At 59.4% G+C, this 22918-nt stretch carries 22 protein-coding genes; 8 read left to right on the top strand and 14 right to left on the bottom strand.

What is annotated here, in order from left to right:
* Positions 1–8: 8 nt before the first annotated feature.
* The 4 genes from KGA98_RS01650 to KGA98_RS01665 are packed head-to-tail and all read right to left on the bottom strand — an operon-like array spanning position 9 to position 8214.
* Positions 9–1031 carry a hypothetical protein gene (locus tag KGA98_RS01650; RefSeq protein WP_223500539.1) on the bottom strand — a complete coding sequence of 341 codons (1023 nt, stop codon included), beginning with the start codon at positions 1029–1031 and terminating at the stop codon, positions 9–11.
* 3 nt (positions 1032–1034) lie between these two features.
* Positions 1035–3746, bottom strand: a complete 2712-nt coding sequence (locus KGA98_RS01655; RefSeq protein ID WP_223500548.1) for a putative virulence factor — start codon at positions 3744–3746, stop codon at positions 1035–1037.
* On the bottom strand, positions 3743–6808 hold the full coding sequence (locus tag KGA98_RS01660; protein WP_102669372.1) for a virulence factor SrfB: 3066 nt from the start codon (positions 6806–6808) through the stop codon (positions 3743–3745). The genes KGA98_RS01655 and KGA98_RS01660 overlap by 4 nt, the downstream gene beginning before the upstream one ends.
* 17 nt (positions 6809–6825) lie before the next feature.
* Positions 6826–8214 (bottom strand): SrfA family protein, encoded by a 1389-nt coding sequence (locus tag KGA98_RS01665; RefSeq protein WP_223500555.1) that lies wholly within the window; start codon positions 8212–8214, stop codon positions 6826–6828.
* A gap of 267 nt (positions 8215–8481) precedes the next feature.
* Between KGA98_RS01665 and KGA98_RS01670 the strand changes: the two genes are divergently transcribed.
* A complete protein-coding gene (locus KGA98_RS01670; protein ID WP_223500563.1) occupies positions 8482–9693 on the top strand; it encodes an aldose 1-epimerase family protein in 1212 nt (403 codons plus the stop codon).
* Between the two features lie 6 nt (positions 9694–9699).
* Here the strand turns inward: KGA98_RS01670 and KGA98_RS01675 are convergent, their stop codons facing one another.
* From KGA98_RS01675 to KGA98_RS01690, 4 genes are all read right to left on the bottom strand, one after another.
* Positions 9700–11193 carry a YifB family Mg chelatase-like AAA ATPase gene (locus KGA98_RS01675; RefSeq protein ID WP_057712774.1) on the bottom strand — a complete coding sequence of 498 codons (1494 nt, stop codon included), beginning with the start codon at positions 11191–11193 and terminating at the stop codon, positions 9700–9702.
* 219 nt (positions 11194–11412) lie between these two features.
* The gene (locus KGA98_RS01680) at positions 11413–12213 is read right to left on the bottom strand and encodes a hypothetical protein (protein ID WP_223500566.1); all 801 of its coding nucleotides are present in this window, start codon (positions 12211–12213) and stop codon (positions 11413–11415) included.
* A gap of 100 nt (positions 12214–12313) precedes the next feature.
* Positions 12314–12760: a hypothetical protein gene (locus KGA98_RS01685; RefSeq protein ID WP_223500568.1), complete on the bottom strand. Its 447-nt coding sequence runs from the start codon at positions 12758–12760 to the stop codon at positions 12314–12316.
* Positions 12761–13221: 461 nt separating this feature from the next.
* Positions 13222–13482 carry an accessory factor UbiK family protein gene (locus KGA98_RS01690; protein WP_046038993.1) on the bottom strand — a complete coding sequence of 87 codons (261 nt, stop codon included), beginning with the start codon at positions 13480–13482 and terminating at the stop codon, positions 13222–13224.
* 410 nt (positions 13483–13892) lie between these two features.
* Here KGA98_RS01690 and glnK point away from each other — a divergent pair, with 410 nt between their 5' ends.
* From glnK to sutA, 4 genes are all read left to right on the top strand, one after another.
* Positions 13893–14231, top strand: coding sequence for a P-II family nitrogen regulator (gene glnK / locus KGA98_RS01695; protein WP_002555808.1), 339 nt, complete (start codon positions 13893–13895; stop codon positions 14229–14231).
* 35 nt (positions 14232–14266) lie between these two features.
* Positions 14267–15604 (top strand): ammonium transporter, encoded by a 1338-nt coding sequence (locus tag KGA98_RS01700; protein ID WP_057712776.1) that lies wholly within the window; start codon positions 14267–14269, stop codon positions 15602–15604.
* A gap of 213 nt (positions 15605–15817) precedes the next feature.
* Positions 15818–16243, top strand: a complete 426-nt coding sequence (locus KGA98_RS01705; RefSeq protein WP_057712777.1) for a secondary thiamine-phosphate synthase enzyme YjbQ — start codon at positions 15818–15820, stop codon at positions 16241–16243.
* Positions 16244–16344: 101 nt separating this feature from the next.
* The gene (gene sutA, locus KGA98_RS01710) at positions 16345–16668 is read left to right on the top strand and encodes a transcriptional regulator SutA (RefSeq protein WP_008050867.1); all 324 of its coding nucleotides are present in this window, start codon (positions 16345–16347) and stop codon (positions 16666–16668) included.
* Positions 16669–16767: 99 nt separating this feature from the next.
* Here sutA and KGA98_RS01715 read toward each other — a convergent pair whose 3' ends face one another.
* Genes KGA98_RS01715 through lptM form a run of 6 tightly spaced genes read right to left on the bottom strand, consistent with a single transcriptional unit; the run spans position 16768 to position 21384 of the window.
* Entirely contained in the window at positions 16768–17475 is a 708-nt protein-coding gene (locus KGA98_RS01715) for an HAD family hydrolase (RefSeq protein ID WP_150814545.1), read from the bottom strand.
* A complete protein-coding gene (gene xerC / locus KGA98_RS01720; RefSeq protein ID WP_223500577.1) occupies positions 17472–18371 on the bottom strand; it encodes a tyrosine recombinase XerC in 900 nt (299 codons plus the stop codon). Before xerC ends, KGA98_RS01715 begins: the two co-directional genes overlap by 4 nt.
* A gap of 2 nt (positions 18372–18373) precedes the next feature.
* Positions 18374–19099 (bottom strand): DUF484 family protein, encoded by a 726-nt coding sequence (locus KGA98_RS01725; RefSeq protein WP_015097340.1) that lies wholly within the window; start codon positions 19097–19099, stop codon positions 18374–18376.
* A gap of 13 nt (positions 19100–19112) precedes the next feature.
* Positions 19113–19943 (bottom strand): diaminopimelate epimerase, encoded by an 831-nt coding sequence (dapF, locus tag KGA98_RS01730; RefSeq protein WP_223500587.1) that lies wholly within the window; start codon positions 19941–19943, stop codon positions 19113–19115.
* A gap of 4 nt (positions 19944–19947) precedes the next feature.
* Positions 19948–21195: a diaminopimelate decarboxylase gene (gene lysA / locus KGA98_RS01735; protein WP_057712781.1), complete on the bottom strand. Its 1248-nt coding sequence runs from the start codon at positions 21193–21195 to the stop codon at positions 19948–19950.
* 12 nt (positions 21196–21207) lie between these two features.
* Positions 21208–21384, bottom strand: a complete 177-nt coding sequence (gene lptM, locus KGA98_RS01740; RefSeq protein WP_007980804.1) for an LPS translocon maturation chaperone LptM — start codon at positions 21382–21384, stop codon at positions 21208–21210.
* A gap of 296 nt (positions 21385–21680) precedes the next feature.
* On the opposite strand from lptM, the gene cyaY reads away from it, so the two are divergent.
* The 3 genes from cyaY (at position 21681) to rnk (ending at position 22913) form a co-directional block, all read left to right on the top strand.
* On the top strand, positions 21681–22013 hold the full coding sequence (gene cyaY, locus KGA98_RS01745) for an iron donor protein CyaY (RefSeq protein ID WP_057712782.1): 333 nt from the start codon (positions 21681–21683) through the stop codon (positions 22011–22013).
* Between the two features lie 4 nt (positions 22014–22017).
* Entirely contained in the window at positions 22018–22236 is a 219-nt protein-coding gene (locus KGA98_RS01750) for a DUF1289 domain-containing protein (protein WP_090457714.1), read from the top strand.
* Positions 22237–22502: 266 nt separating this feature from the next.
* Positions 22503–22913 (top strand): nucleoside diphosphate kinase regulator, encoded by a 411-nt coding sequence (gene rnk, locus KGA98_RS01755; protein WP_057712783.1) that lies wholly within the window; start codon positions 22503–22505, stop codon positions 22911–22913.
* Positions 22914–22918: the final 5 nt, after the last annotated feature.

A 22918-nucleotide genomic window follows, 5' to 3' on the forward strand; every position in this document is an offset into this window, starting at 1 on the left:
TGAACGCATCACTTCTGCAACTCCTCGAAACGCTGCTTGGCTTCGGCATTGTTCGGGTCCTGGGTGAGGATGGTTTCATACCAGTAGGCGGCGGTGGCGTTGTCCGCAGCCGGGAAGCACTCGCTGGCCTTCAGGTATTTAGGGTCGTATTCACGGGCATAGGCGTTGGCGATCAGCACGTCACCAGCCTGGGCACGGTTGGCGTACAGGCGCTGGGCGACGCCGCAATGTTTACTGGCCTTGGCCTGGTCGATGATCTCCAACAACCTGGCACTGTCGGGTGCCGCCTTGATGCAGGTCTGGACGAAGGTCAACTCGGTCAGGCTGTTCATACTGTCGAGGGTGCAGGCTTGAGCATTGGCGCCGGCAGGTGCGCTGGCAGTGGCTGCAACCGCAGGCGCTGGGGTGCGTTTGTAGAACCAGAATCCGGCGCCCGCCGCCAGCAACAACACCACAATCAACAGGCCGATCAGACCTTTGTTGCTTTTCTTCACCGGTGCGGGAGGCGGCGTATAGGCGCGCTCGGTGAGTACCGATTCCAACTCCACTTCTGGCTCGGCGGTGGACAGGGTCAGTTCAGGCAAATCCGGGATCTCCGGGATCTCCGGTGCCGGTGCGCTCGGCGCCGTCAGTTCGGCACCGCCGTAAGTCGAGCGTGTCTGGCCGCCGGCCGTGGACGGCAGCAAGCCGACGCCTGGCCGAACCACGCCTTTGTCGGCGTGGCCTTGGCTCTGTTCACGCAGTTCGATCTGGAATTGCGAGTTGGCGCCGCCTTCCAGCAGTGGGTCAACCACGTCCGGTCCGACCTGGGTTTCCAAAGCTTCGCCGTTGGCCGCGAGGTTGAAACGCGAGACCTTGAACCAGAATGGATTGTTGCTCCAGGCCTTGTGGTCCTGAAGGTAAAAACCGTCCTGGTTGCGCTGAATGGAAAACTCCAGCTGTTCCTCGTCACCCTGCCATTTCTTCACAGTGAGGCGAGCCTGGCCAGGCACATTGGGCTCTAACGCGAGCAGGTCGACACGAATTGGCATTGCTTATCTCGCTGCGAAGGCTGTGAGCACTTGGCCCAGCCGTTCGTTCTGTTCAGGGGTGATTTCACGTCCGGCACCATGGCCAGCATTGTCCTGCGTGATGTAGGCCAGGCCCGAAAGCCAGTCGCCTAGATACCGTTGCGCCTGATTCGCCGGTTGCGCCGGCAGTACAGGCACTTGTCCAGGGCCAATGTCGGTGTAGAACGAAAACAAGGGCTCCTTGGCACCGGCGCGGCTGTTCGGACGCTCGCTTACCGGTTTCTGGAGGTAGCCGAACCAGGACACGAAATCGCGCAGCACACGCTGCACTTCCAGCACCTGGCGCTCAACCAGTTGATCGCGCCGCGCGCCACTTTGTGCGCGCTTGAGAACGGCGCGGCTCAGTTGCCCCGGCAAGTCCTGGCGATAGCCGGCGGTGATCAGTTCATCGACCACCGCTTCCAGCAAGGCCTTTTCCAGCCCCAGCAGGTTGAGCAGGCTTTGCCGGGTGGTCAGTTCACGCAAGTGCGCGATCCAGGCCTTGAACGCTGCTTTGGCGAAACGGTGCTCGTTGCTTTGCGGTTCGGGCGCCGGGGTGCCGGTTTTGCTGCTGACTGGCGCGTCGTGGCCCGGGTCGTCACTGAAATCGAAATTGAAACCGGTGTCATTGCCGTAGAGGCTCTGGCTCGGTGTCGGGGTGACCGGCTCGTCGTTCACGGCCGGCTCGTCATCGGTTTCGTACACGCCGCTGAGGTACAGGTCGCGCACCTCTTCGCTCGGTATGTCGAGTTGATCGATCAATTCGCCAAGTACCGCCGGGCGCCGGCCCAAGCTCGTCAGAATCATTTGCGCTTTGGCTTTCTTGGCGGCTGCGGCGCCGTCGTCGTCAGCGTGGTACCAGGTGCTCAGACCGTGAGTGGTCAGGCCTTCGAGGCATTCGCTCAATTGCTCGCGGATACGCTGCAATTTAAATTCGATATTGGCCACGCCTTTGAAACTGCCGCTGAAGTGGCTGATGCCACCGTCATCGTTGCGCAGCATTTCTGTCCAGGCGTTGACCGGATTCCTGATGTGTTTGCACACCAGAGCGTTGCTGGCGAAGCTGGTGCCCAGCGCGCTGACACGTTCCTGATAAATGGCATTGAGGCCGGTTTCCGCACCGGTTGCGTCTTGCCCGATGAACGCCGCATCCATACGCGGCTTGCGCACCAGGTAGGTGTTCTGGAACGGTGTACCGGCCCAGTCGTTCATCCAGCTCAGGCTACCGAAACGCTCCAGCATGGTCAGCTTGACCATGCCGTTCCAGCTCTCGTCGTACTGATCGGGTGTCAGGCTCAGGGAGTTGGTAATGCGCAGGTCGAGCATGGTCAGCGCCCAGATCAGGCCGGTATCGCGCTTGCTGCGAGCAGCCGAGTCGGCGCCCTGGGTTTTTTCGATCCAGCGGGTCAGCACCGGACCCACGTCGTTGACGTCGCTCTGCTTGGTCGAACTGGTGCAGACCACCAGTGCGTTCATTTCCTGGTTGTCGGTGTAGCGTTCGAACAGGTAGGCGACCTTGCCGCGCAGGATCAGCTGGGAAACGGAGTTGTCCTTGGTACTGGATTGCGGGTCGTTGGAATCGGCGATCTCGTGCAGTTTCTGGCGCCCGCGATAACCGGGGAAATCCAGCAGGTCGACCTGATTGACGATGTCATCCACCGGCGCTTCGATCAGGCGGAAGGTCATTTCGGCGGTCAGTGCCGCCAGTTGCGCGACCGCAATCGCCTGACTGTTTTGCAGGCGATCGCCAACCAGCGGTCGAACATCGATCGGTAAGTCCAGCGGGCTGCCGAAGCGTTCGAGGATGTCGACGTTCATGATGCTGTCGCGCTGGCTGTAGGTGTCGTTGTCGAAACTCACCAAGGCCTTCAACGGTGCGAACACGGTCTCGGGCAGCCCCAGCTTGTGCAGCGCGCCGGCCAGTTTCTGGTACACGCGTGTCAACTCGCTTTGTTCACCCCAGAGGATCGAAAACAGCTCGGCCCGTTCCTGGAAATTCAGGCGTGGCGCCAGCTGCAACGCTTTGGGCCAGAACAGGTGCTCAAGCTTCTTCACCGAGTTGCGAAAATTGTCGCGCAGGTAATCCCACAGCGACACTAGATCGTCGGCGTTGACGCCCGTTTGCAGCGGCCCGGTTTCGCGACCTTCGAACGGTTTGAGCACGCGCTGGATGCGCTCCTCGTCGATCTCGTAGGAAATCCGCTCAAGGTCGAAATCCTTGAACCAGGCGTTGGCGAGAATCTTCGCCAGCTCGATTTCCTTGAACAACGTAAGTTCTACCGGGAAGTCCTTGTCCTGACTTTCCGTCGCCCGACGGCTGAAGCGCGTTACCAGGCCGGTGGCTTCCTTGCCACCACCCACCGGGTTGATGTGCTTGATGAAGTCCAGGCGATGATCGCCGAACTCGGTTTCCAGCTTACCGTTCTGACCGGCGGCGAGGGCCGAAATCAGGTAGGACTTGCCGGCCTGGGACAAGCCGAAAAAGCCAATGGTCATCGGCGTGCAGGCCACGCGACCGAGGCTTTGAGCCAGGTTGCGGGCGCGGTGCAGGCGGATGTTCAGGTTGTCGGCTTCGCTGTCCAGGCGCGGCGCATTGCCGCGCGTCTGGTCAATCCAGTCCAGCGCCTGACCGGCGCCTTCATAAACAGCGGTCCAACTGGCAGAGAGCTGAGTTTGATCGGGGGTCAGGTTTTTCATTTGCGTTTCACACTTCCACTGTCGAGCCAGTACTTGGTCTCGCTCAGGCCGGCGTCGAGCATGGTGTTGAGTTCCAGCTCGAGGTCGCTGCGCGGGTTGAAGTTGACGTTGTTACTGTTGGATTCGATGTCGCGAACCGAGAGGCGGTCGCTGACCAGATCCTGCTTGCGCGTGTATTTGTCCGCCGGTTTGACCTCGAACCGCACCTTGAGCAGCGGGGCGCTGCCGTTTTCACCGGTTGCCCGGGAAAACTTCTCCCGACCCGCCTTGGTGAACCGCAAGGTATACAACGGCGAAGCGGCCCAGCGGTCAGCGGCCAACTGGCGAAAACCGAGGCGCAGGTCGCCGCGCATTTCCAGCTGCGGTGTGTCGGCGGCGTCGCCAACGCCAATTTCCGGTAGCTTGATTTTGTAGTCTTCGGACTGGATGTCGCGGTACAGCACGTCGGCATCCTTGATCACGTTGTTCAGATCGATGACGCCGATGTGCTTGACCGTTGAATACGGCTTGAGCGCCGATGCCCGGAAGTAGAAGTTCGGCACGCTGTGGTTGGCGCACAACAGGCAGAGCATGGCGCCGACCGAGGCGGTGCTTTTCGGGTCGTCGATCCGGCCGTTCTTGTGAAACGGATACCAGCCGCCGGTGCGGTAGTTTTGCAGCGCCAGAATACGTCCCGGTGGCAGCGGCAACAGCTTGCGAATGAACGCCTGGATGCCGGGCAGGCGCGAAGGGCGGCCGGTCAGCAGCAAGACATCACAGGGGTAATGCGCGACCACTTCACACAGCGCACCAAGGATCTTGGTGATGTTGATCTGGTCGTTGAGAAACGCGGCATGGAGCTTTTGCAGGTCGAAGCTGATCGGCGCGTCATACAGGTCGAAACCGCTCTGAGCGCCGACATCGCGACGCACGGCGACATTGACGTAGTCGAGCACGGTCTGGCTGATGGCATTGTCACCGAGCAATTGGCGGTAGCTTTGCGGGATGACTTCTTGCGGGACCTGCGGATCGTAATGCTCATACGCCTTGAGCAGCGCCAGGCCCAGCGGGGCGAACACCTGGAGGTTCAATTGTTGACGCAAGATCATGTCCTGGGCGCTGACCGATTCATCGCCACACAGCCGTGACATCAGTGAGTTCGGTGCCTTTACGCCGGCGTTCTGCAAGGCTTTTTCGAAACTCGGCAGGATGAAGTCCTGGATCACGTCCAGCAGGATGTCGTCGCCGGCCACTTTGAAGCCATCGCGAAAACGCTGTTCCGGCACGATGTGCACGTTGCTGCCGCTGCCGGTATTGCCCGCGCGGTCGAGGCGATAGTCGGTGATCACCAGGTCGGTGGTGCCACCGCCGATGTCGATGGTCGCGAGGGTGATGCGTTGGCGGTCGACCTTGTCCGGCCGGGCGATGGTGTCAAAAAACTCTTCCGGGTGACCGGCGAAGTTCTCGTTGACCTCAGTGTACAGGTACACCAACTGGCCGCAGGACGCTTCGTCCCATTCCACGCGGATACTCGGGATCGGCGTGCGCGGGCTGACGGCCTGATCCTGATGTGGATCTTCCTCGCCGGCATGCCAGCCGAGGCTTTTCCACACCAGGCCGATGGCTTGCAGCATGCGTTCGTTGAGGATGCTGCGCTCGGCCTGTGGCATGCCCGGTGGCACAGTCAGGGTAATGCTGTTGAGCTGGCGCGGCACGCGGGTGTGACCCTGGCGCGAACGCTGGGCCGGGCTGTTGATTTGCGACAGCGCCTGGGCCAGTACTTCGGCGAGCATGAAGGTCATTAGCGAGCTGCGTGAGTAACGCGGCATGAACACCGGCAGACGATCGTCTTCTTCGAGGCTGTAAAGCGCCTCGCCGGTTTCGTTGATCAGGTGCGAGAAGGGCGCGGCGGTGGCGTACGGCTCATTGTCGGTCTTTATATACGAGCAGTTGAAACGCCAGCCGTGGCCATAGGCGTTTTCGTCCCACAGATAGCGTTTCGGGCTGGACAGGCCAGTGGAGCCTTCGGTGCCGCGACGACGACTGGCCAGACGACTGGCCTCATTGCCGACACGGGCAATCGTCGCCCATTGGAACGCATCGTGGCGACCGCTCTTGACCGAGCAGTGGTCCTTGCCGAAGTACGCCTGGGAGAACTCCACGCGGCTTTCAAACGGCAGGTTATAGGTGTGTTCCGGGGTGATCAGGTCACGCAGTTCCAGCACATAATTCTGCTTCAGGCCGGAGCCGGCCTGACCGTGGTTTTCGATCAGGATGCCGCAGGTGCGCGAGTTGCCGACGTCCAGCACCAGGTCCACCGGTATGGGTTTGACCAGGCCATTGCTGTCGTTGGCGACCACTTTCAGCTCGGGGATTTCAACTTTCGCCCGGGCCTTCGACTCCTGGGCGGCTGACGGTTTGCTCAACAGGCTGAGCAAGTTGAGGTAGTGCGCCAGGTGATGGTTAGCGCGAATATCGATGTCCAGCTCTGCGCGCGAACGGTGGGCATTGCCCTCATTGAACACTTCCAGCAACCACTCGTTGACCCACGGCTGCGCCAGGAACCAGCGGGTTTCGCTAGCCTTGGTCGCCAGTTTGAAAGACACGCCGGAGCTGATGTCTTCATCGTTCGGCGCCAGATAGGCAGTGCCGTCACGTTTGGGCATCACACGGCTGTCGAACGCCATCGTCAGGCGGTGGGTATTACCGTCGATGTCAGGAGTTGCCAATTTCACCAAACGCATGCGCGACCAGTTGGTCGGACCTTCGTCGAAGCGATGCGGCGGCATGAAGCGGAAAAACGGGATCGGTAGCCAGATACCGTCGAGCAAATCGAGGCTGCTTTTCATGTCTACGCTGAACGCAGGTTTGGCTTTTTCGACCTTTTCCGGTTCGGGTTCGTAGAAAAAGAAGTCTTTCTCTTCGTTGTACGCCAGGCGGCAGATCAGCCCGCTGATCATCGGTGCGAACTCGCCCGCCGGTTCCTTGCGGGGATCCAGGCGCAGGGCGAAATCCATGAACTGGATGCCGGTGTCGCTGACCAGTGTGACGGTGTCTTCGAATTGAGTGACTTCAGGCAACATGTCAGGTTATTCCGTTTTTATTCGGCCACTTGCCGCATGGACATGGGGAATTGTTCTTTTCCGTAACCACCGGTGCAGTCTGCGATCGTGGTTGCCCCTGGGCGGCAGCTGACCTTGGGCATGTCGTAAGTGCTGCCATCGCCGCAAATGGCCTGGCCCTGGCTGTCGATGGCCAGGCTGCCACCCTTCATAGTAGCGCTCACCGGCCCGCTGCATTTCGAGCCGTCGGCCTGATGTACGGTGACTTGGCCCTTACCGTCCTTGAGTTGGTACTCCAGACGTAGCGGTTTGCCGGTTCGGCGATCCTGAATCCCGGCGCCTGCGCTGTACTGTCCATCGAGAAACCTGGCGGCACCGTCGGCGGCGTCTGGCGGGATGCTCAGGGGCGGGCCGGGTTTGGCAGCAGCGGGTTTTTCTGCCTCGGGCGATGTGACATCCGGCGGCGCGGTTTTGTTTTCTGGTGGCTCAGTTTTGTTTTCGGGGGGCGCAGTTTTGTTTTCAGCTGCCGGATTTATGGCCGGGTCTTTGGTCAAGTCGGCGGGTGCCATGTCAGCCTCGTTACCCTCGACGGCCGGCGTTTCCACACCATGCGTTCCAGTCACGGCGGTGCCGGTTCCAGTGGTCGAGCCTATAACGGTGCCTGTCACCGGAACGTTGTTGAGTGTCGTGACATTTCCGGTCAGTGGCGGCTCTTCCAGTCGTTTTTCTACTGGCACAACGCCGTCAGGCAGCAAATCTACCGCCACCAACGGAATCGGTACGCACCCTCGCAGGCCGAGCAACAGCCACAAAAGCAGCAGCAGGAGCGGCAGCAGCAACAGCCACCACCAACGACGCCACCACGGACGAGCAACCACCGGCACAACGGGCGGAACAACAGGCGCTTCGACCTCGGGTGGCAGCGTGAACGCGGGTGGTGCCTGATAGAGGCAGTGCAGGGGATTGCCATTGCCGGTGCCGGCATGCTCGAAACCCCAGAAAGTCAGCACCGGTTTGCCTTGCACCAGGTAGACGAAGTTTTCGTCCGGGAAATGAATCACGCGCTTGAGCAGCTTACCGAACACGGCTTTGTCGCCTTGCGGCTGTTCGGCGGAGTCCGTACCCAGGAAACGCTGGCTCAATTCTTCGAGCGCGGTCTTCAGCGCTTCAAGCTGGCGGCGGGCAGGGGCACGTTCTTCTTCGGTCGCGCTGCTCCACGGAATCACATCGCCGTCGAGAGCGCTGTACCAATCGATCTGGTTCCCGAGTTCATCGCTTTGAGGGATGGCCAGATGATCGACCAACTCGGGGTTCTTGCGGCGAATGGCTTCGCGCAATTGCAGGGCTGCTCGGTAGACCGGTTGACCTGTTTCGCCGAGGGCAGTGAATGACCCGCTCTTACCGCTGCGTAATAGTGCCCCGCGCATTCAAACTCCATACGATCCGTTGCGCAAAAATGACAGACAAATGTGTCTGTACTTGCTCCTGCATTTAGCGGGCGACCTTAGTGTCATAATGATATCGCCGTCAATCTGCCGGAGGTTCAAACCTTATGAGACTAACGTAAGCGTGCGGAGGTTGCATAAGGTCAAATTTAATTAGCTTGGGAAGGCTCGGGCGTAAGTTTTTTTAAGCTTGCTGAATCGTTTCATCGGCGCTATAAAAAATGCACAACTCCAAGAAAGGCTTTCCCCATGTCCCCGCTCAAACTCCTCGTTGTCCTTGGCGCGCTGTCCGCCTCCCACGCCATGGCCTGGGATTACGTCCTGCTCGACAGCGACAAGGCCGCGCAAAACTGGCAGATCACCAGCCAGCAACTCGGGGTGAAAACCGACAAACCCTTCTCCGTGACCCTGCGCACCTTGCACGGCGGTCGGCAGGAGGGCGTCAGCATCGTCGACATCGATAACGGCACGATGAAACTCTCGGTGGTGCCGACTCGCGGGATGAACGTGCTGCAGGCGTCGGTCGGTAATGTGCGCATGGGCTGGGATTCGCCGGTCAAGGAAGTGGTCAACCCGTCCTTCATCGAACTCAATGGCCGCGGTGGCTTGGGCTGGCTGGAAGGTTTCAATGAGCTGGTCACCCGCTGCGGTTACGAATGGGTCGGCCATCCCGGCATGGACAACGGTGAACTGCTGACCCTGCACGGCCGCGCCGCCAACATTCCGGCCAACAAAGTCACCCTGCACATCGATGAAAAACCGCCATACGCCATCAGCCTGCGCGGCGAGCTGAAAGAGCAGGCGTTCAAGAAAGTCGACTTCTCCGTGGCAACCGAACTGGTCACCGAACCCGGCAGCGTAACGTTCGCCCTCAACGACACCCTGACCAACAACGGTGACTATCCGAAGGAATACCAGGCGCTGTATCACAGCAACTTCAGCACGCCGTTCCTGGAACAGGGCGCCCGCTTCGCCGCGCCGGTGAAACAGGTCTCACCGTTCAACGACAAAGCCAAAGGCGATCTGCCGGACTGGCAAACCTACCGCGCACCGACCAAGGACTACGACGAGACGGTTTACAACGTGGTGCCGTATGCCGATGCCAAGGGCGATACGTTGACCGTGTTACATAACAAGGCCGGCAGCCTAGGGGTTTCGGTCGGCTTCAATACTCAGACACTGCCCGTGTTCTCCCTGTGGAAAAACACCGATACCCAGGGGCAGGGCTATGTCACGGGGCTGGAACCAGGAACGAGTTTTTCCTACAACCGCCGGTATCAGCGGCCATTGAATCTGGTGCCGACGATTGGGCCGAAGGAACACAAGCAGTTCCGCATCAGCTACAGCTTGTTGGCGGATAAGGCAGATGTGGATAAGGCCTTGAAGCAGGTGAGCGAGATTCAGGGTGGGCGGGAGACTGAGGTGCGGCAGACGCCGTTGGTTGATCTCAACAAGGGGTAATACTGACTAGAGTGTTGTCGGCCGATATTGCAGCGCCTCGGCCAAGTGTTCACGGGTGATGCCATCGACTTGCTCAAGGTCCGCCAAGGTGCGAGCTACCTTGAGCAGTCGATGGGCCGCTCGCAGCGACAAGGTCAGCCGTTCGCACGCCGTTTCCAGCCAGGTTTCGTCAACTGTGGATAACTTGCAGTGTCTGCGCAGGCCCGGCAAATCGAGGAATGCATTGGCGCAGCCTTGGCGCTTTTGTTGCCGTTCTCGTGCATCGGCAACCAACTCGGCGGCGGTGGCAGTATCGTCGCCGGGTTTCAACGCAGGATTCAGCGCCGTGGCTTCGCGAGCAACCGTAAGGTGCAGATCGATACGATCCAGCAGCGGCCCCGACAATTTGTTGCGATAGCGCTGAACCATGTCCGGCGTACAGGAGCAACGGCCGCTCGGCTCGCCAAGATATCCACAGGGGCAGGGATTCATCGCGGCGACCAGTTGAAAGCGCGCCGGGAAGCGTACGCGGTCCTTGGCACGGGAGATCACGATGTGGCCGGATTCCAGTGGCTCCCGGAGCACCTCCAAAACCTTGCGATCAAACTCCGGTAGTTCGTCCAGAAACAGGACGCCGTGATGGGCGAGAGTGATTTCGCCGGGCTGCGGTTTCGAGCCGCCCCCCACCAGCGCGGGGCCGGACGCCGAGTGATGCGGTTGGCGAAACGGTCGCTGCGGCCAATGGCTCAACGGCGAGCAACTGACGACCGACTGAATCGCCGCCACTTCCAGCGCTTCATTTTCGGCCAGCGGCGGCAGCAATCCCGGCAAGCGGCTCGCCAACAGGGTTTTCCCCGTTCCCGGCGGCCCGCTGAACAACAGGTTGTGAGCACCAGCGGCAGCGATCAGTAGCGCACGCTTCGCCGCGAGTTGCCCCTGCACTTCATTCAAGTCGGGGTAGGGTTTGCTGGCGTAGAGCAGGCCATTGGAGACATAAGGCTCAATCGGTGTATGCCCATTGAAATGCGCAACGGCCTCAAGCAGATGATCCACCGCAATTACTTTCAGTCCCGAGGCCAGGCACGCCTCTTCAGCGTTAGCTCGCGGCACCATCAACCAGCGCCCGGCCTTGCGCGCTGCCAGCGCCGCTGGCAAGACCCCACGAACCGCCCGCACGGCACCTGATAACGCCAACTCCCCAAGGCATTCAGCATCATCGAGCGTCAACGTAGGCACCTGCACACTGGCCGAGAGAATCCCCAGGGCAATCGCCAGATCGAACCGCCCGCCATCCTTGGGTAAATCCGCCGGCGCCAGATTCAACGTGATACGCCGCGCCGGAAATTGCAGCCCCGAATTGATGATCGCGCTGCGCACCCGATCCTTGCTTTCCTTCACCGCCGCCTCGGGCAGGCCGACCATGGTCAGCGATGGCAAACCATTGGCCAGGTGGACTTCAACGGTGACAGCGGGCGCATCCACGCCAATCTGGGCGCGGCTGTGGACGATGGAGAGGGACATGGTCGTTCCTTGAGATGACGGGAGCCGCTTCCTGCGGGTTTTTGAAGGGTAGTCGTGGAGTCCGGTCGGATAGGAGGGAAACTTTCGCAGAATGTTGCTGAAGCCACGCACTGTAACATCAGCCAAACGCTGAGTTCGGCTGCGCAGCTGTCGTAAACCTGCTGGCAAAGTCAGCCTGACACACCCCTGCGCATTTATTTCGCGTGTAAATCAAGCAACTTATGTTGAGGCAGCTTGCTTGGAAGAGGTTGTGTCGTCAAACAAGCTATTATCGCCGTCCAGGATTTTGCTGGCGAAGCTCTCGGCATCCATCTTCTTTTTACCTTCTGCGACATTCGTAAAATAGTTGAAGTCTAAATCTATCCAGTGCTTAAGTTTGGCTTCGTAGTTGTTTGGATACTGTGCTTGCAGCACCGGGGGCAAGCCCTTGTAATGGTCAAGGACACTTTGGGAGAAGTTTGTGAGTTTTCCAGTGCTGTTATATTCAAACTCTGCTTCGGCCACCACTTTCTGTCGCCATGCAAATTCTTGTTTGGCTGACTCTTCCAGTGCTGCCCGCCTTTCATTCACTGTAAAGGTGCCGCTATCATCGTAAGTAATTAAAGCCAGCTGATCCATGGGCATCCCCGAAAACGGATTTTTGCCGAGTCCGTTTGTATACTGTGTCGCACTTTTGGCGCGCGCTAGTAATGTGGCACTATCTGTGTCGGGAACTTCAGAGTCGTATTTTGATTTGTTGGCAGTATAATTAGTGCCCTCCAATTCGTTGAATGTGTTATTAGCCATCGAACTCAGTTCCGTTCTAGTTAGGCGTGCATCCCGGGCCTGTGCGCGTACTGAGGCTTCGCTCAATTGGCTCGCTAGCGTGGAAACGGTACTGCTATCTCGTGCGTTGCCAAATGGGACTTGGGGTGTGCTTTGGTTGACGCCTGGGTTTTTGCCGGGAGTCGCTGTCAATTTTTTTGTTTCAGCCAGCGTTTGGCCGCTGTTAGCTGCAAAATTGTTTAGTGAGTTAACCATTTTTTGCCACTCCCTGTTCGATGACTAAAATATAATATGTTGCCTAATAGATGTTGATGTTTTGGCAAGATCTTATAAGCCGATTAAGGCGCTACATGCTTTATTTCATGGTGATTACTATTGACCAGGCATAGGTGGACGGATTTGCTTTGGTTACCTTGATGGTGCAGGTGGCCCCACCACTAGGCGTGGCCGTATTATTCCATTTTGGAATTTTACTCGCACCAAAGCCAGGAGTAGTCACAAATGTAGCTAAATAAATACATTTCTTGTTGCCAATTTGATATCGCAAATTAGCATGATTGTAATCAGGTGATATCTGGCTTTGTATGACGTACGTATCTGAGCCATTTGCAATCACGGACGCTTGTGGAGTAGGTGATGCGTTTGCTTTCGTTATAGCTTCGTTGTTTGTTATGGGGGTATACGTAGCAGTCTGTGTTCCAAGGTTCTTGAATGTGACTGTAACAGACGGCCCAGCGACCGCTGAACTTATGTGAAATGCAGTCAATGCGAAAGCGGCAATTAAAGACTTGGATATTTTCATGGGTGTTGCTCCTTGTGGTGTTGCTAACAGTATTCCATTTAAAAAGTTGTGCTCATCACAAACTATTATCTAAGCCATGTAACATGGGCTTAAACTTTTTCGAGCGAATTGGCGAACCGAAGCCTGCGGAAATACTGGCAGGCCCGAAGGTCTTCCATGCACGGCCGTAATTCGAGAAAGGAATAAATCTCTGGTTCGAACGTGGTCACGGTGCGTCGGGTGCTGTTCGAGTCGCTAAACCCATTGCTGGCTAACCAGTTGGGAGTGAGCTTAGGAACCGGAGCTTTGCTGCGCAATCGGAAGGGGAGTGAGATCTTCGTAGGAAGTTGCCGGGATTCTTGCGGGCTTGAAGAGCGCAGGTTGCGGCAATTCCTACAGGTGAGTCTGAAGGTCGTGGCGACCATTTCGCGAGCAGGCTCGCTCCCACAGTGGATTGGGTTCCACAGTGAGCATTTGCGGTGTTATTCGGTTGGTGGATTCAGTTTCGCTTCCAGCTCGGCGACTTTCGCTTCGAGGCTTTCGAGGCGGGCGCGGGTGCGTGCCAGTACGACCATCTGGCTATCGAACTCTTCCCGACTCACCAGATCCAGTTTACTGAAGCCGCTCTGCAGCAACATTTTGAACTGGCTTTCGATTTCGGCTTTCGGCAGAGGCGTGTCGCCGCTGAAAAGGCGGGAGGCGGTGCCGGTGAGGGCGTCGAGGAAGTCTTTTGGCGCGAGCATGGGCAATGTCCTGGAAACAATGACGGGCAGTGTATCACGCAGTGTCTATAGTCATTTGCGCGGGCAAGGGATGCACGATTTTCGCGCATGGGGACGGACGCTGTCGCACCGTTGTAGTGCGTATCGCGTCGGGTATTGTTGCGAAGTAGCAGTCATCTGCGGGTAAAGGCTTGAAAACAGTAGTTTTTATGGAGATGGCAAGCTTTCTGCTTAGACCCTGATGACCCATGCACTGATGCAGTCACTGTGACGAACGCAGTGCGCCAAGCGAAGCGGGGGGAGTGTTTCGTGAGGGGCGTCGGACGGGCAGGTCAGGGCCGACGATGCGTTACAAAGCCAGGCACTGCGCTTAGACTTGAGACGGGTTTGTTTTCCTGGGGCAAGTCCACCAAATTCGGGAGAGAGTTTTCATGAAGCTAGTCACTGCCATCATCAAGCCGTTCAAGCTGGACGACGTACGCGAGTCGCTGTCCGAGATCGGCGTGCAGGGCATTACCGTCACCGAAGTCAAAGGCTTTGGTCGGCAGAAGGGTCACACCGAGCTGTATCGCGGCGCGGAATACGTGGTCGATTTCCTGCCCAAGGTGAAGATCGACGTCGCCATCGACGACAAGGATCTGGACCGGGTAATCGAGGCCATCACCAAGGCTGCCAACACCGGCAAGATCGGTGACGGCAAGATCTTCGTGGTCAATCTGGAACAGGCGATTCGCATCCGTACCGGCGAAACCGATACCGACGCTATCTAAGCCGCCACAAACCCAACGCCCCAGGAGAAAACAATATGACTCTGCGTAAATTCGCAGGGCTAGGAGCCCTGTTGTCCATCGTAATGCCCAGCCTTGCTCTGGCGGCAGACGAAGTGGCGGCCCCAGTCCTCAACTCCGGCGACACCGCCTGGATGTTGACATCGACAGCTCTCGTGCTGTTCATGACCATTCCCGGCCTCGCGCTGTTCTACGGCGGCATGGTTCGGTCGAAAAACATTCTTTCCGTGATGATGCAGTGCTTCGCCATTACCGGTCTGATCAGCGTCCTGTGGGTCATTTATGGCTACAGCATCGCGTTCGACACCACGGGCATGGAGCAGGGCGTCGTCAACTTCAACTCGTTCTTCGGCGGCATGGGCAAGGCGTTCCTTGCGGGTGTCACGCCAGCGAGCCTGACCGGCCCGGCAGCGCTGTTCCCCGAGGCGGTGTTCATCACCTTCCAGATGACCTTCGCGATCATCACCCCGGCGCTGATCGTCGGTGCGTTCGCCGAGCGGATGAAGTTCTCCGCGATGCTGATTTTCATGGGTATCTGGTTCACCCTGGTGTATGCGCCGATTGCGCACATGGTCTGGTCCGGCAACGGTGGCCTGATGTGGGACTGGGGCGTGCTCGATTTCGCTGGCGGCACCGTGGTGCACATCAACGCCGGTGTAGCAGGCCTGGTTGCTTGCCTGGTGCTGGGCAAGCGCAAGGGTTTCCCGACCACGCCGATGGCGCCGCACAACCTCGGTTACACCCTGATGGGCGCGGCCATGCTGTGGGTTGGCTGGTTCGGTTTCAACGCCGGTTCCGCCGCTGCGGCCAACGGCACCGCCGGCATGGCGATGCTGGTGACGCAAATCGCTACCGCTGCTGCTGCACTGGGCTGGATGTTTGCCGAGTGGCTCACCCACGGCAAGCCTAGCGCACTGGGCATCGCTTCGGGCGTGGTTGCCGGTCTGGTGGCAATCACCCCGGCTGCCGGCACCGTTGGCCCGATGGGCGCGTTGGTAATCGGTCTGGCGGCTGGCGTGGTGTGCTTCTTCTGCGCTACCACCCTCAAGCGCAAGCTCGGCTATGACGATTCCCTGGATGCCTTCGGCGTGCACGGTATTGGCGGTATCCTCGGCGCAATCCTGACCGGTGTGTTCGCTGCTCCGTCCCTGGGTGGCTTCGGCACCGTGACCGACATCGCCGCACAAGTGTGGATTCAGTGCAAAGGCGTGGGCTTCACGGTGATCTACACCGCGATCGCTACATACATCATCCTCAAGGTGCTGGATGCGGTCATGGGCCTGCGTATCAACGAAGAAGAAGAAGCGGTCGGCATCGATCTGGCGCTTCACAACGAACGCGGCTACAACTTGTAAGCAGGCGCGTAAAAAACTGCCCGGCTTGCCGGGCATTTTTTTGTCTGGAATTTGTCGTTGAAGGCCGAGCTGAAAGGTTTTTTCCTACAGGTTTTATGATGTTTACGTCGGGTGTTTTTGTGCAGCCAAAGGCTTACAGGATTGAAGGAATATTAGGGCCTTTGTTTTTTCACAGAGCGCGCTAGAATGCGCCCCGAACGTGCGGAGAACTGTATGTGGCAACAGACTCTGATTACCTTGCGGGCGAGGCCCCGGGGCTTTCATCTGGTAACGGACGAGTTACTCGCCGGCCTGCCTGAACTCAAGGCGTGTCGGGTCGGTCTGTTGCACTTGTGGCTGCAGCATACCTCGGCGTCGTTGACTATCAACGAGAACGCCGATCCGGCGGTACGTCGCGACTTCGAACGATTTTTCAATCGTCTGATCCCACAAGGAACAGACGGCTATGAGCATAACGACGAAGGCCTGGACGACCTCCCGGCGCACTTCAAGGCCAGCGTGCTTGGCTGTCAGCTCAGTTTGCCGATTGCGGCAGGCCGGTTGGCGTTGGGGACCTGGCAAGGCGTTTATCTGGGCGAGCACCGTGATCATGGCGGTGCCCGTAAAGTCCTCGCCACCGTGCACGGTGAAGGGGCATAACCGCTGGTCAGCAGCGGCTGTTGATTTTTTTCCGGCAGCCTTCGACAGAGGGCAAAGCTGGGCTATAACTAATCTGCTTTTCGCAAGTCATGAGGTAGAACATGAGCGACGATGATCTGGAAAACGACGACCTCGAAGTAGGCGACGACGACGAAACCGAAGAAGGTCTGGAAGCAGCGGCGGAAGACGTCGCTGAAGACGACGGTGGTGATGCGCCGGTTCCGACCGCCAAAGGCAAGGCCAAGGCAGCGGTATCGGTCGATGAGCTGCCGAGTGTCGAAGCCAAGAACAAGGAACGCGATGCTCTCGCGCGGGCCATGGAGGAGTTTTTGGCCAAGGGTGGCAAGGTGCAGGAAGTGGAGGCCAATGTGGTCGCCGATCCGCCCAAGAAGCCGGACAACAAGTACGGCAGCCGGCCTATTTGAGCCTGCTACCCGCTTACTGAAAAAGCCCGCCGTCGCTGCGGGCTTTTTCATGCCTGAAACAAAGAACATGAAACCTGTGGTGATCCCACAGGTTTTTTGTCAGGTCGATACCGAATTCCACCGCGCCAGCAATGCCGGCAAATCGCTCAGGCTGCGAATCTCCGCATCCGGCAACCGTTCGGCTTCCCAGACCTTGCCCGCCGGGTTGAACCAGATCGCCCGCATTCCCGCCTGCTGCGCACCGGCAATGTCATCACCTGGATGATCGCCAATGTGCACCGCCGATTCAGCGGTCGCGCCACCGCGTTGCAAGGCCTCCTGGAACAATCGCGCATCGGGTTTGGCAATGCCGATGTCTTCGGCGCAAAGCGCAAACTTGAAGTAATCCGCCAGGCCCAGCCGACGCACATCGGCGTTGCCATTGGTGACCACGCCGAGGGCGTAATGATTGGCGAGGATTTCCAGGGTCGGTTCGACCTCCGGAAACACTTCGATCTGATGCCGGGCATGCAGGAATACTTCAAAACTCTTGTCCGCCAGGTCCGAGGCTTCGTCATGCCCATAACCGGACTCTTCCAGTGCGTGGAACAGCACCCGCCGACGCAGGGCGCTGATGCGGTGCTTGAGGCCAGGCTCGTTGCTCAATACGCGCTCACGAATGGCCCACAAATGTTCCACCGGCACTGCTCCCAGGTTGGGCGCGTGCTCGGTCAGCCATTCACGCAAAACGGCTTCGGCGCTGACGATCACCGGGGCGGTGTCCCACAGGGTGTCGTCGAGGTCGAAGGTGATCAACTGAATACTCATGAATCGTCGCCTTTCATGCGTTTGGCCCGTGGGTGGGCGCTGTCGTAGACGGCTGCCAGATGCTGGAAGTCCAGGTGGGTGTAGATCTGTGTGGTCTTGATGTCCGAGTGTCCGAGCAGTTCCTGCACCGCGCGCAGGTCCTGGGACGATTCCAGCAAATGGCTGGCGAAGGAGTGTCGCAACATGTGCGGATGCAGGTTCTGCCCCAGTTCGCGCTCGCCGGCAGCCTTGACCCGCACCTGGATCGCCCGGGGGCCGAGGCGGCGGCCTTGCTGGCTGATGAACACCGCATCGTCCGTCGGGTTGGCCATGGCTCGCAATGGCAGCCACTGCTCCAGCGCTTCGCGGGCCTTTTTTCCTACCGGCAGCAGGCGGGTCTTGCTGCCTTTGCCGAGCACCTGGACCATGCCGTCAGCCAGATCGAGCTGATCGAGATTGAGCCCCGTCAGCTCCGAAAGCCGCAAGCCGGAGGAATAGAACAGCTCGAGAATCGCTTGGTCCCGACGTGCCAGAAAGTCATCCTCGACCCCACCTTCCAGCAGTTGCAGGGCGCGGTCGGTGTCGAGGGTTTTCGGCAGGCGGCGTTCGCCTTTGGGCGGCGCGAGGCCATTGGCCGGATCGTGGTCGCACAGGCCTTCGCGGTTCAGGTAGTGATAGAGCCCGCGAACGGCTGACAGTAATCGCGCCAGGCTGCGGGACGATTGGCCTTGGGCATGCAGACGGGCAACCAGGCTACGCAGGCGCTGGATGTCCAGCGCCGCCCAGCTGCCGATATTCTGTTTGACGCACCAGCCCAGCACTTTATCGAGGTCGCGGCGGTAGGCCGACAGTGTGTGCGGCGACACCTGCCGCTCACTGCGCAGGTGTTCGCAGTAAGCGTCCAGTTGTCGTTCCATGTTCAGCGTACCGAGCGCAGGGAATTGTTGACCCGTGGCAGCACGCGACCCATGACTTCAGCGATGTAGCTCAGGAACAAGGTGCCCACCGAGCTTTTGTAGTGCTGCGGATCACGGCTGGCGATGGCCAGGATGCCGTGGATGCCCTGGTGGCTGATGGCGACAACCGCGGTGGAGCCGATCTGCTTGCGCTGTTCTTCGCCGAAAAGGAAGTCCAGTTCATGCTCGCGCAGGCTGCCGCTGACGCTTTTGTCTTCCGAGAGCAAACCGCCGATGGCCACTTGAGCTTCGGCGTGGGTGACCCAGCGGCCCACCGGCATGGCGTTGTCGCCGAGCAGGATGAGGCTGACGAAGGGCACCTGGAATTCCTGGCGCAGGCTGTCTTCGACGCACATCACCACGTCTTCCAGGCTGGCAGCATCCATCAATGCCAGGATCAGGCGACGGGTCTTTTCGAACAGGCGGTCGTTGTCCCGGGCCACGTCCATCAAATGCGACAGGCGATGACGCAGTTCAATGTTGCGGTCGCGCAGGATGGTCATCTGACGCTCGACCAGCGACACGGTATCGCCGCGCCGATGGGGGATACGCAGGGACGGGAGCAGTTCTTCGTGCTCGACGAAGAAGTCCGGATGAGCCTCCAGGTACGCGGCTACAGCCGCCGCCTCGAGGCTTTCGGACGGTGATTCGTCAGCTTGTCGTGCGGGTACCTGAGGCTTGTCGGTCATGGATTTCGCTCACTCAAAGACGCACTTGTCCTTCATATACGCGCACTGCCGGGCCGGTCATCATCACCGGTTGGCCAGGGCCTGCCCATTCGATGGACAAGCGCCCGCCAGGCAGGTCGATCAATAGCGGCGAATCCATCCACCCCTGGCTGATCGCGGCCACTGCGGCGGCACAGGCGCCGGTTCCGCAAGCCTGGGTTTCCCCGGCTCCACGCTCCCAGACGCGCAATTGCGCGCGGCTCCGGTCGATGACCTGGAGAAAACCGACATTGACCCGTGCCGGGAAGCGCGGGTGATGTTCGATTTTCGGGCCCAGCTCATGCACCGGCGCGTTGTTGATATCGCTGACCCGCAGCACGGCATGGGGGTTGCCCATGGACACGGCGGCCAGATCGACCGGGGTGCCATCGACGTCGACCTGATAACTCTTGGCCTGCTCCGATGCCTGGAACGGAATATCCGCCGGCACCAGGCGCGGGGCGCCCATGTTGACGCTGATCTGGCCGTCGTTACGCACGTCGAGCTCGATGACGCCGCTTTTGGTCTCGACGCGAATCACACGTTTTGCAGTCAGGCGCTTGTCGAGCACGAAACGGGCGAAGCAGCGCGCACCGTTGCCGCACTGTTCCACTTCGGAGCCGTCGGAGTTGAAGATCCGATAGCGGAAATCCACGTCCGGGTTGCTCGGCGCTTCAACGATCAGCAACTGGTCGAAACCGATGCCGGTGTGCCGGTCACCCCATTGCTTGGCATGCTTGGGCAGAATGTGCGCGTGCTGGCTGACCAGGTCGAGGACCATGAAATCATTGCCCAGGCCGTGCATCTTGGTAAAACGCAGCAGCATGGTTTTACTCCGGCAGCAGGCTTTCGCCAGCATACAACTCGGCTACCGTTTCACGGCGACGCACTTCAAATGCCTGATCACCGTCCACCAACACTTCTGCGGCACGGCCGCGGGTGTTGTAGTTGGAACTCATGACAAACCCGTAGGCACCGGCCGAATGCACGGCCAGCAGGTCGCCTTCCTCCAGCGCCAGCTGACGATCCTTGGCCAGGAAGTCGCCGGTCTCGCAGATCGGGCCGACGATGTCGTAGGCGCGGGCAGCGGAGGTGCGCGGGCTCACGGCAGTGACGTCCATCCAGGCCTGATACAGCGCCGGGCGGATCAGGTCGTTCATGGCGGCGTCGACGATGGCGAAGTCTTTGTGTTCGGTGTGCTTGAGGTACTCGACCTGAGTCAGCAGCACGCCGGCGTTGGCGACGATGAAGCGGCCCGGCTCGAACACCAGCGCCAGGTCACGACCGTCGAGACGTTCGCGCACGGCCTTGATGTAGTCGGCAGCCAGTGGCGGCTCCTCGTCCTTGTATCGCACGCCCAGGCCACCACCGAGATCGATGTGGCGCAGGTAGATGCCGCAATCGCCAAGGCGATCGACCAGGCCCAGCAGGCGGTCGAGAGCATCGATGAAAGGCGGCAGGGTGGTCAGTTGCGAGCCGATGTGGCAATCGACGCCGACCACTTCCAGGTTCGGCAGCTGCGCGGCACGCACGTACACGTCTTCGGCGTCGGCGATGGCGATGCCGAACTTGTTCTCTTTGAGACCGGTGGAAATGTACGGGTGGGTGCCGGCATCGACGTCCGGGTTCACGCGCAGCGAAATCGGCGCGCGAACGCCCAGTTCGGCGGCGACCACCTGCAGGCGTTCCAGCTCGTCGGTGGATTCGACGTTGAAGCAGTGCACGCCGACTTCCAGGGCGCGACGCATGTCGTCACGGGTCTTGCCGACGCCGGAGAACACAATCTTGTCGGCGCTGCCGCCAGCGGCCAGTACGCGTTCCAGCTCGCCACGGGAGACGATGTCGAAACCGGCGCCAAGACGCGCCAGGACATTCAGGACGCCCAGGTTGGAGTTGGCCTTGACCGCATAGCACACCAGGTGCGGTGTGCCGACCAGCGCATCGGCGTAAGCCAGGTATTGGGCTTCGATGTGTGCGCGCGAGTAAACGTAGGTGGGTGTACCAAAGCGCTCGGCGATGGCAGACAGGGCAACACCTTCCGCGAACAGTTCACCGTCACGGTAGTTAAAAGCGTCCATGAGGTTCCCTTATTATTGGTAGACGTCGTGCTTGTGTGCTTTGGAGGCAGGCTGCTGCTGCGACGACTTGGCTTGCTCCACAGGGTCCTGGTCTTCATCGGGCAGGTACAGCGGGCCTTTTTGACCGCAGGCCGACACAAGGCAGGCAACCGCGAGGAGCGCAGCAAGGGAAGAGATCAGGCGCTTCATGGCGAAATCCTTGAAAATGCATTAATTGCGCCGGAGTATACCGGCCACCCGGCAGCTTGCCTATGCAACGGACCGCCCGTCCGGCGGGGCTCGGCCCGATGCCGGTCGGTATCATGCAATCCTTGTGGGAGCGGGCTTGCTCGCGAAGGCGTCGTGTCAGTCGACATCAATGTTGAATGTCAGTCCGTATTCGCGAGCAAGCCCGCTCCCACAGGTCGTTATCCTTTGCAATCGACGGAGCTCGGTCGTATCTTGCGGCGCTTGAGCCTGATCAGACACTTTTTGAGGTTGCCGTAATGAGTTTGTCCGAAGCGCGTTTCCATGACCTAGTCGATGCCACCCAGCAATCCCTGGAGGACATCTTTGACGAAAGCGACCTGGATATCGACCTCGAAAGCTCGGCCGGTGTGCTGACGGTCAAGTTCGAGAACGGCAGCCAGTTGATCTTCAGTCGCCAGGAGCCGCTGCGCCAGCTGTGGCTGGCGGCGGTGTCCGGTGGTTTCCACTTCGACTACGACGAAGAAAGCGAGCGCTGGATGTGCGACAAGAGCGAAGAGCAGTTGGGTGAAATGCTTGAGCGTATCGTCCAGCAGCAGGCCGGTGTCGAACTCGATTTCGAAGGCCTGTGAGATCGTGACCCAGCCTGCGCCTGTCCGTGCGCCCAAACCGCTCTACAGCAACGTCAGCCCGGCGGTACCGTCGCCCTGCAGCGGTGTGTGCCGGCTGGACGAGCAAAAAGTGTGTCTGGGCTGCTTCCGTCATGTCGAAGATATTCGTGAGTGGCGTTCGGCCGATGATCAGCGTCGGCGCGTCATTTGCGAGCAGGCTGCCCACCGCAAAGCTTCAGCCTAGTGAGTCATTGTGGCGAGGGGACTTGCCCCCGTTGGGTCGCGTAGCGGGCCCAAGTTTTTACGGCTACTGCGCAGCCGAACGGGGGCAAGCCCCTCGCCACAGGAGTTCTCTACAAGTCCATAGCGTCGGTTTGGCCATGACTTGTATATTTTTTGAGCTGTGATAGTGTCCAGAAACGCCTCAACCCATCGAGGCTTGTGAAAACCCCGCCTTTTTCTGGCGGGGTTTTGCTTTTTTCGTGCAGAAGAAAGGAGTCTGCCCAGATCATGACCTCACCTTCCATCACCCTTACCCGTCTGGACGTCCAGCGTCTGGAGCGTCTGATCGACAGCCTGGACGACACGCTGCCGGGCGTTATTGCGCTGCAAACCGAACTGGATCGCGCCGATACCGTGGTCGGTCACGATGAAGTGCCGGCGGATGTCGTGACCATGAATTCCCGAGTGCATTGCCGCGAAGAAGGCAGTGGCAAGGACTACCACCTGACCCTGGTGTACCCCAAGGATGCGAACGCCGACGAAGGCAAGGTCTCGATCCTGGCGCCGGTGGGCAGCGCGCTGCTCGGCCTGAAGGTTGGCCAGCACATCGATTGGCCGGCTCCGGGCGGCAAGACCCTGAAGCTGACACTGCTGGAAGTCGAATCGCAGCCGGCCAATGGCGGCGCGTTCCCGGAGTGACTCCC

Source organism: Pseudomonas sp. BF-R-24, assembly GCF_019947335.1.
Lineage (GTDB): Bacteria > Pseudomonadota > Gammaproteobacteria > Pseudomonadales > Pseudomonadaceae > Aquipseudomonas > Aquipseudomonas jessenii.

What these genes read in the sequence shown, in the direction of transcription:
- KGA98_RS01650 (WP_223500539.1), bottom strand. Translation starts at nt 1,031, where the DNA reads ATGCCAATTCGTGTCGACCTGCTCGCGTTAGAGCCCAATGTGCCTGGC.
- KGA98_RS01655 (WP_223500548.1), bottom strand. Translation starts at nt 3,746, where the DNA reads ATGAAAAACCTGACCCCCGATCAAACTCAGCTCTCTGCCAGTTGGACC.
- KGA98_RS01660 (WP_102669372.1), bottom strand. Translation starts at nt 6,808, where the DNA reads ATGTTGCCTGAAGTCACTCAATTCGAAGACACCGTCACACTGGTCAGC.
- KGA98_RS01665 (WP_223500555.1), bottom strand. Translation starts at nt 8,214, where the DNA reads ATGCGCGGGGCACTATTACGCAGCGGTAAGAGCGGGTCATTCACTGCC.
- KGA98_RS01670 (WP_223500563.1), top strand. Translation starts at nt 8,482, where the DNA reads ATGTCCCCGCTCAAACTCCTCGTTGTCCTTGGCGCGCTGTCCGCCTCC.
- KGA98_RS01675 (WP_057712774.1), bottom strand. Translation starts at nt 11,193, where the DNA reads ATGTCCCTCTCCATCGTCCACAGCCGCGCCCAGATTGGCGTGGATGCG.
- KGA98_RS01680 (WP_223500566.1), bottom strand. Translation starts at nt 12,213, where the DNA reads ATGGTTAACTCACTAAACAATTTTGCAGCTAACAGCGGCCAAACGCTG.
- KGA98_RS01685 (WP_223500568.1), bottom strand. Translation starts at nt 12,760, where the DNA reads ATGAAAATATCCAAGTCTTTAATTGCCGCTTTCGCATTGACTGCATTT.
- KGA98_RS01690 (WP_046038993.1), bottom strand. Translation starts at nt 13,482, where the DNA reads ATGCTCGCGCCAAAAGACTTCCTCGACGCCCTCACCGGCACCGCCTCC.
- glnK (WP_002555808.1), top strand. Translation starts at nt 13,893, where the DNA reads ATGAAGCTAGTCACTGCCATCATCAAGCCGTTCAAGCTGGACGACGTA.
- KGA98_RS01700 (WP_057712776.1), top strand. Translation starts at nt 14,267, where the DNA reads ATGACTCTGCGTAAATTCGCAGGGCTAGGAGCCCTGTTGTCCATCGTA.
- KGA98_RS01705 (WP_057712777.1), top strand. Translation starts at nt 15,818, where the DNA reads ATGTGGCAACAGACTCTGATTACCTTGCGGGCGAGGCCCCGGGGCTTT.
- sutA (WP_008050867.1), top strand. Translation starts at nt 16,345, where the DNA reads ATGAGCGACGATGATCTGGAAAACGACGACCTCGAAGTAGGCGACGAC.
- KGA98_RS01715 (WP_150814545.1), bottom strand. Translation starts at nt 17,475, where the DNA reads ATGAGTATTCAGTTGATCACCTTCGACCTCGACGACACCCTGTGGGAC.
- xerC (WP_223500577.1), bottom strand. Translation starts at nt 18,371, where the DNA reads ATGGAACGACAACTGGACGCTTACTGCGAACACCTGCGCAGTGAGCGG.
- KGA98_RS01725 (WP_015097340.1), bottom strand. Translation starts at nt 19,099, where the DNA reads ATGACCGACAAGCCTCAGGTACCCGCACGACAAGCTGACGAATCACCG.
- dapF (WP_223500587.1), bottom strand. Translation starts at nt 19,943, where the DNA reads ATGCTGCTGCGTTTTACCAAGATGCACGGCCTGGGCAATGATTTCATG.
- lysA (WP_057712781.1), bottom strand. Translation starts at nt 21,195, where the DNA reads ATGGACGCTTTTAACTACCGTGACGGTGAACTGTTCGCGGAAGGTGTT.
- lptM (WP_007980804.1), bottom strand. Translation starts at nt 21,384, where the DNA reads ATGAAGCGCCTGATCTCTTCCCTTGCTGCGCTCCTCGCGGTTGCCTGC.
- cyaY (WP_057712782.1), top strand. Translation starts at nt 21,681, where the DNA reads ATGAGTTTGTCCGAAGCGCGTTTCCATGACCTAGTCGATGCCACCCAG.
- rnk (WP_057712783.1), top strand. Translation starts at nt 22,503, where the DNA reads ATGACCTCACCTTCCATCACCCTTACCCGTCTGGACGTCCAGCGTCTG.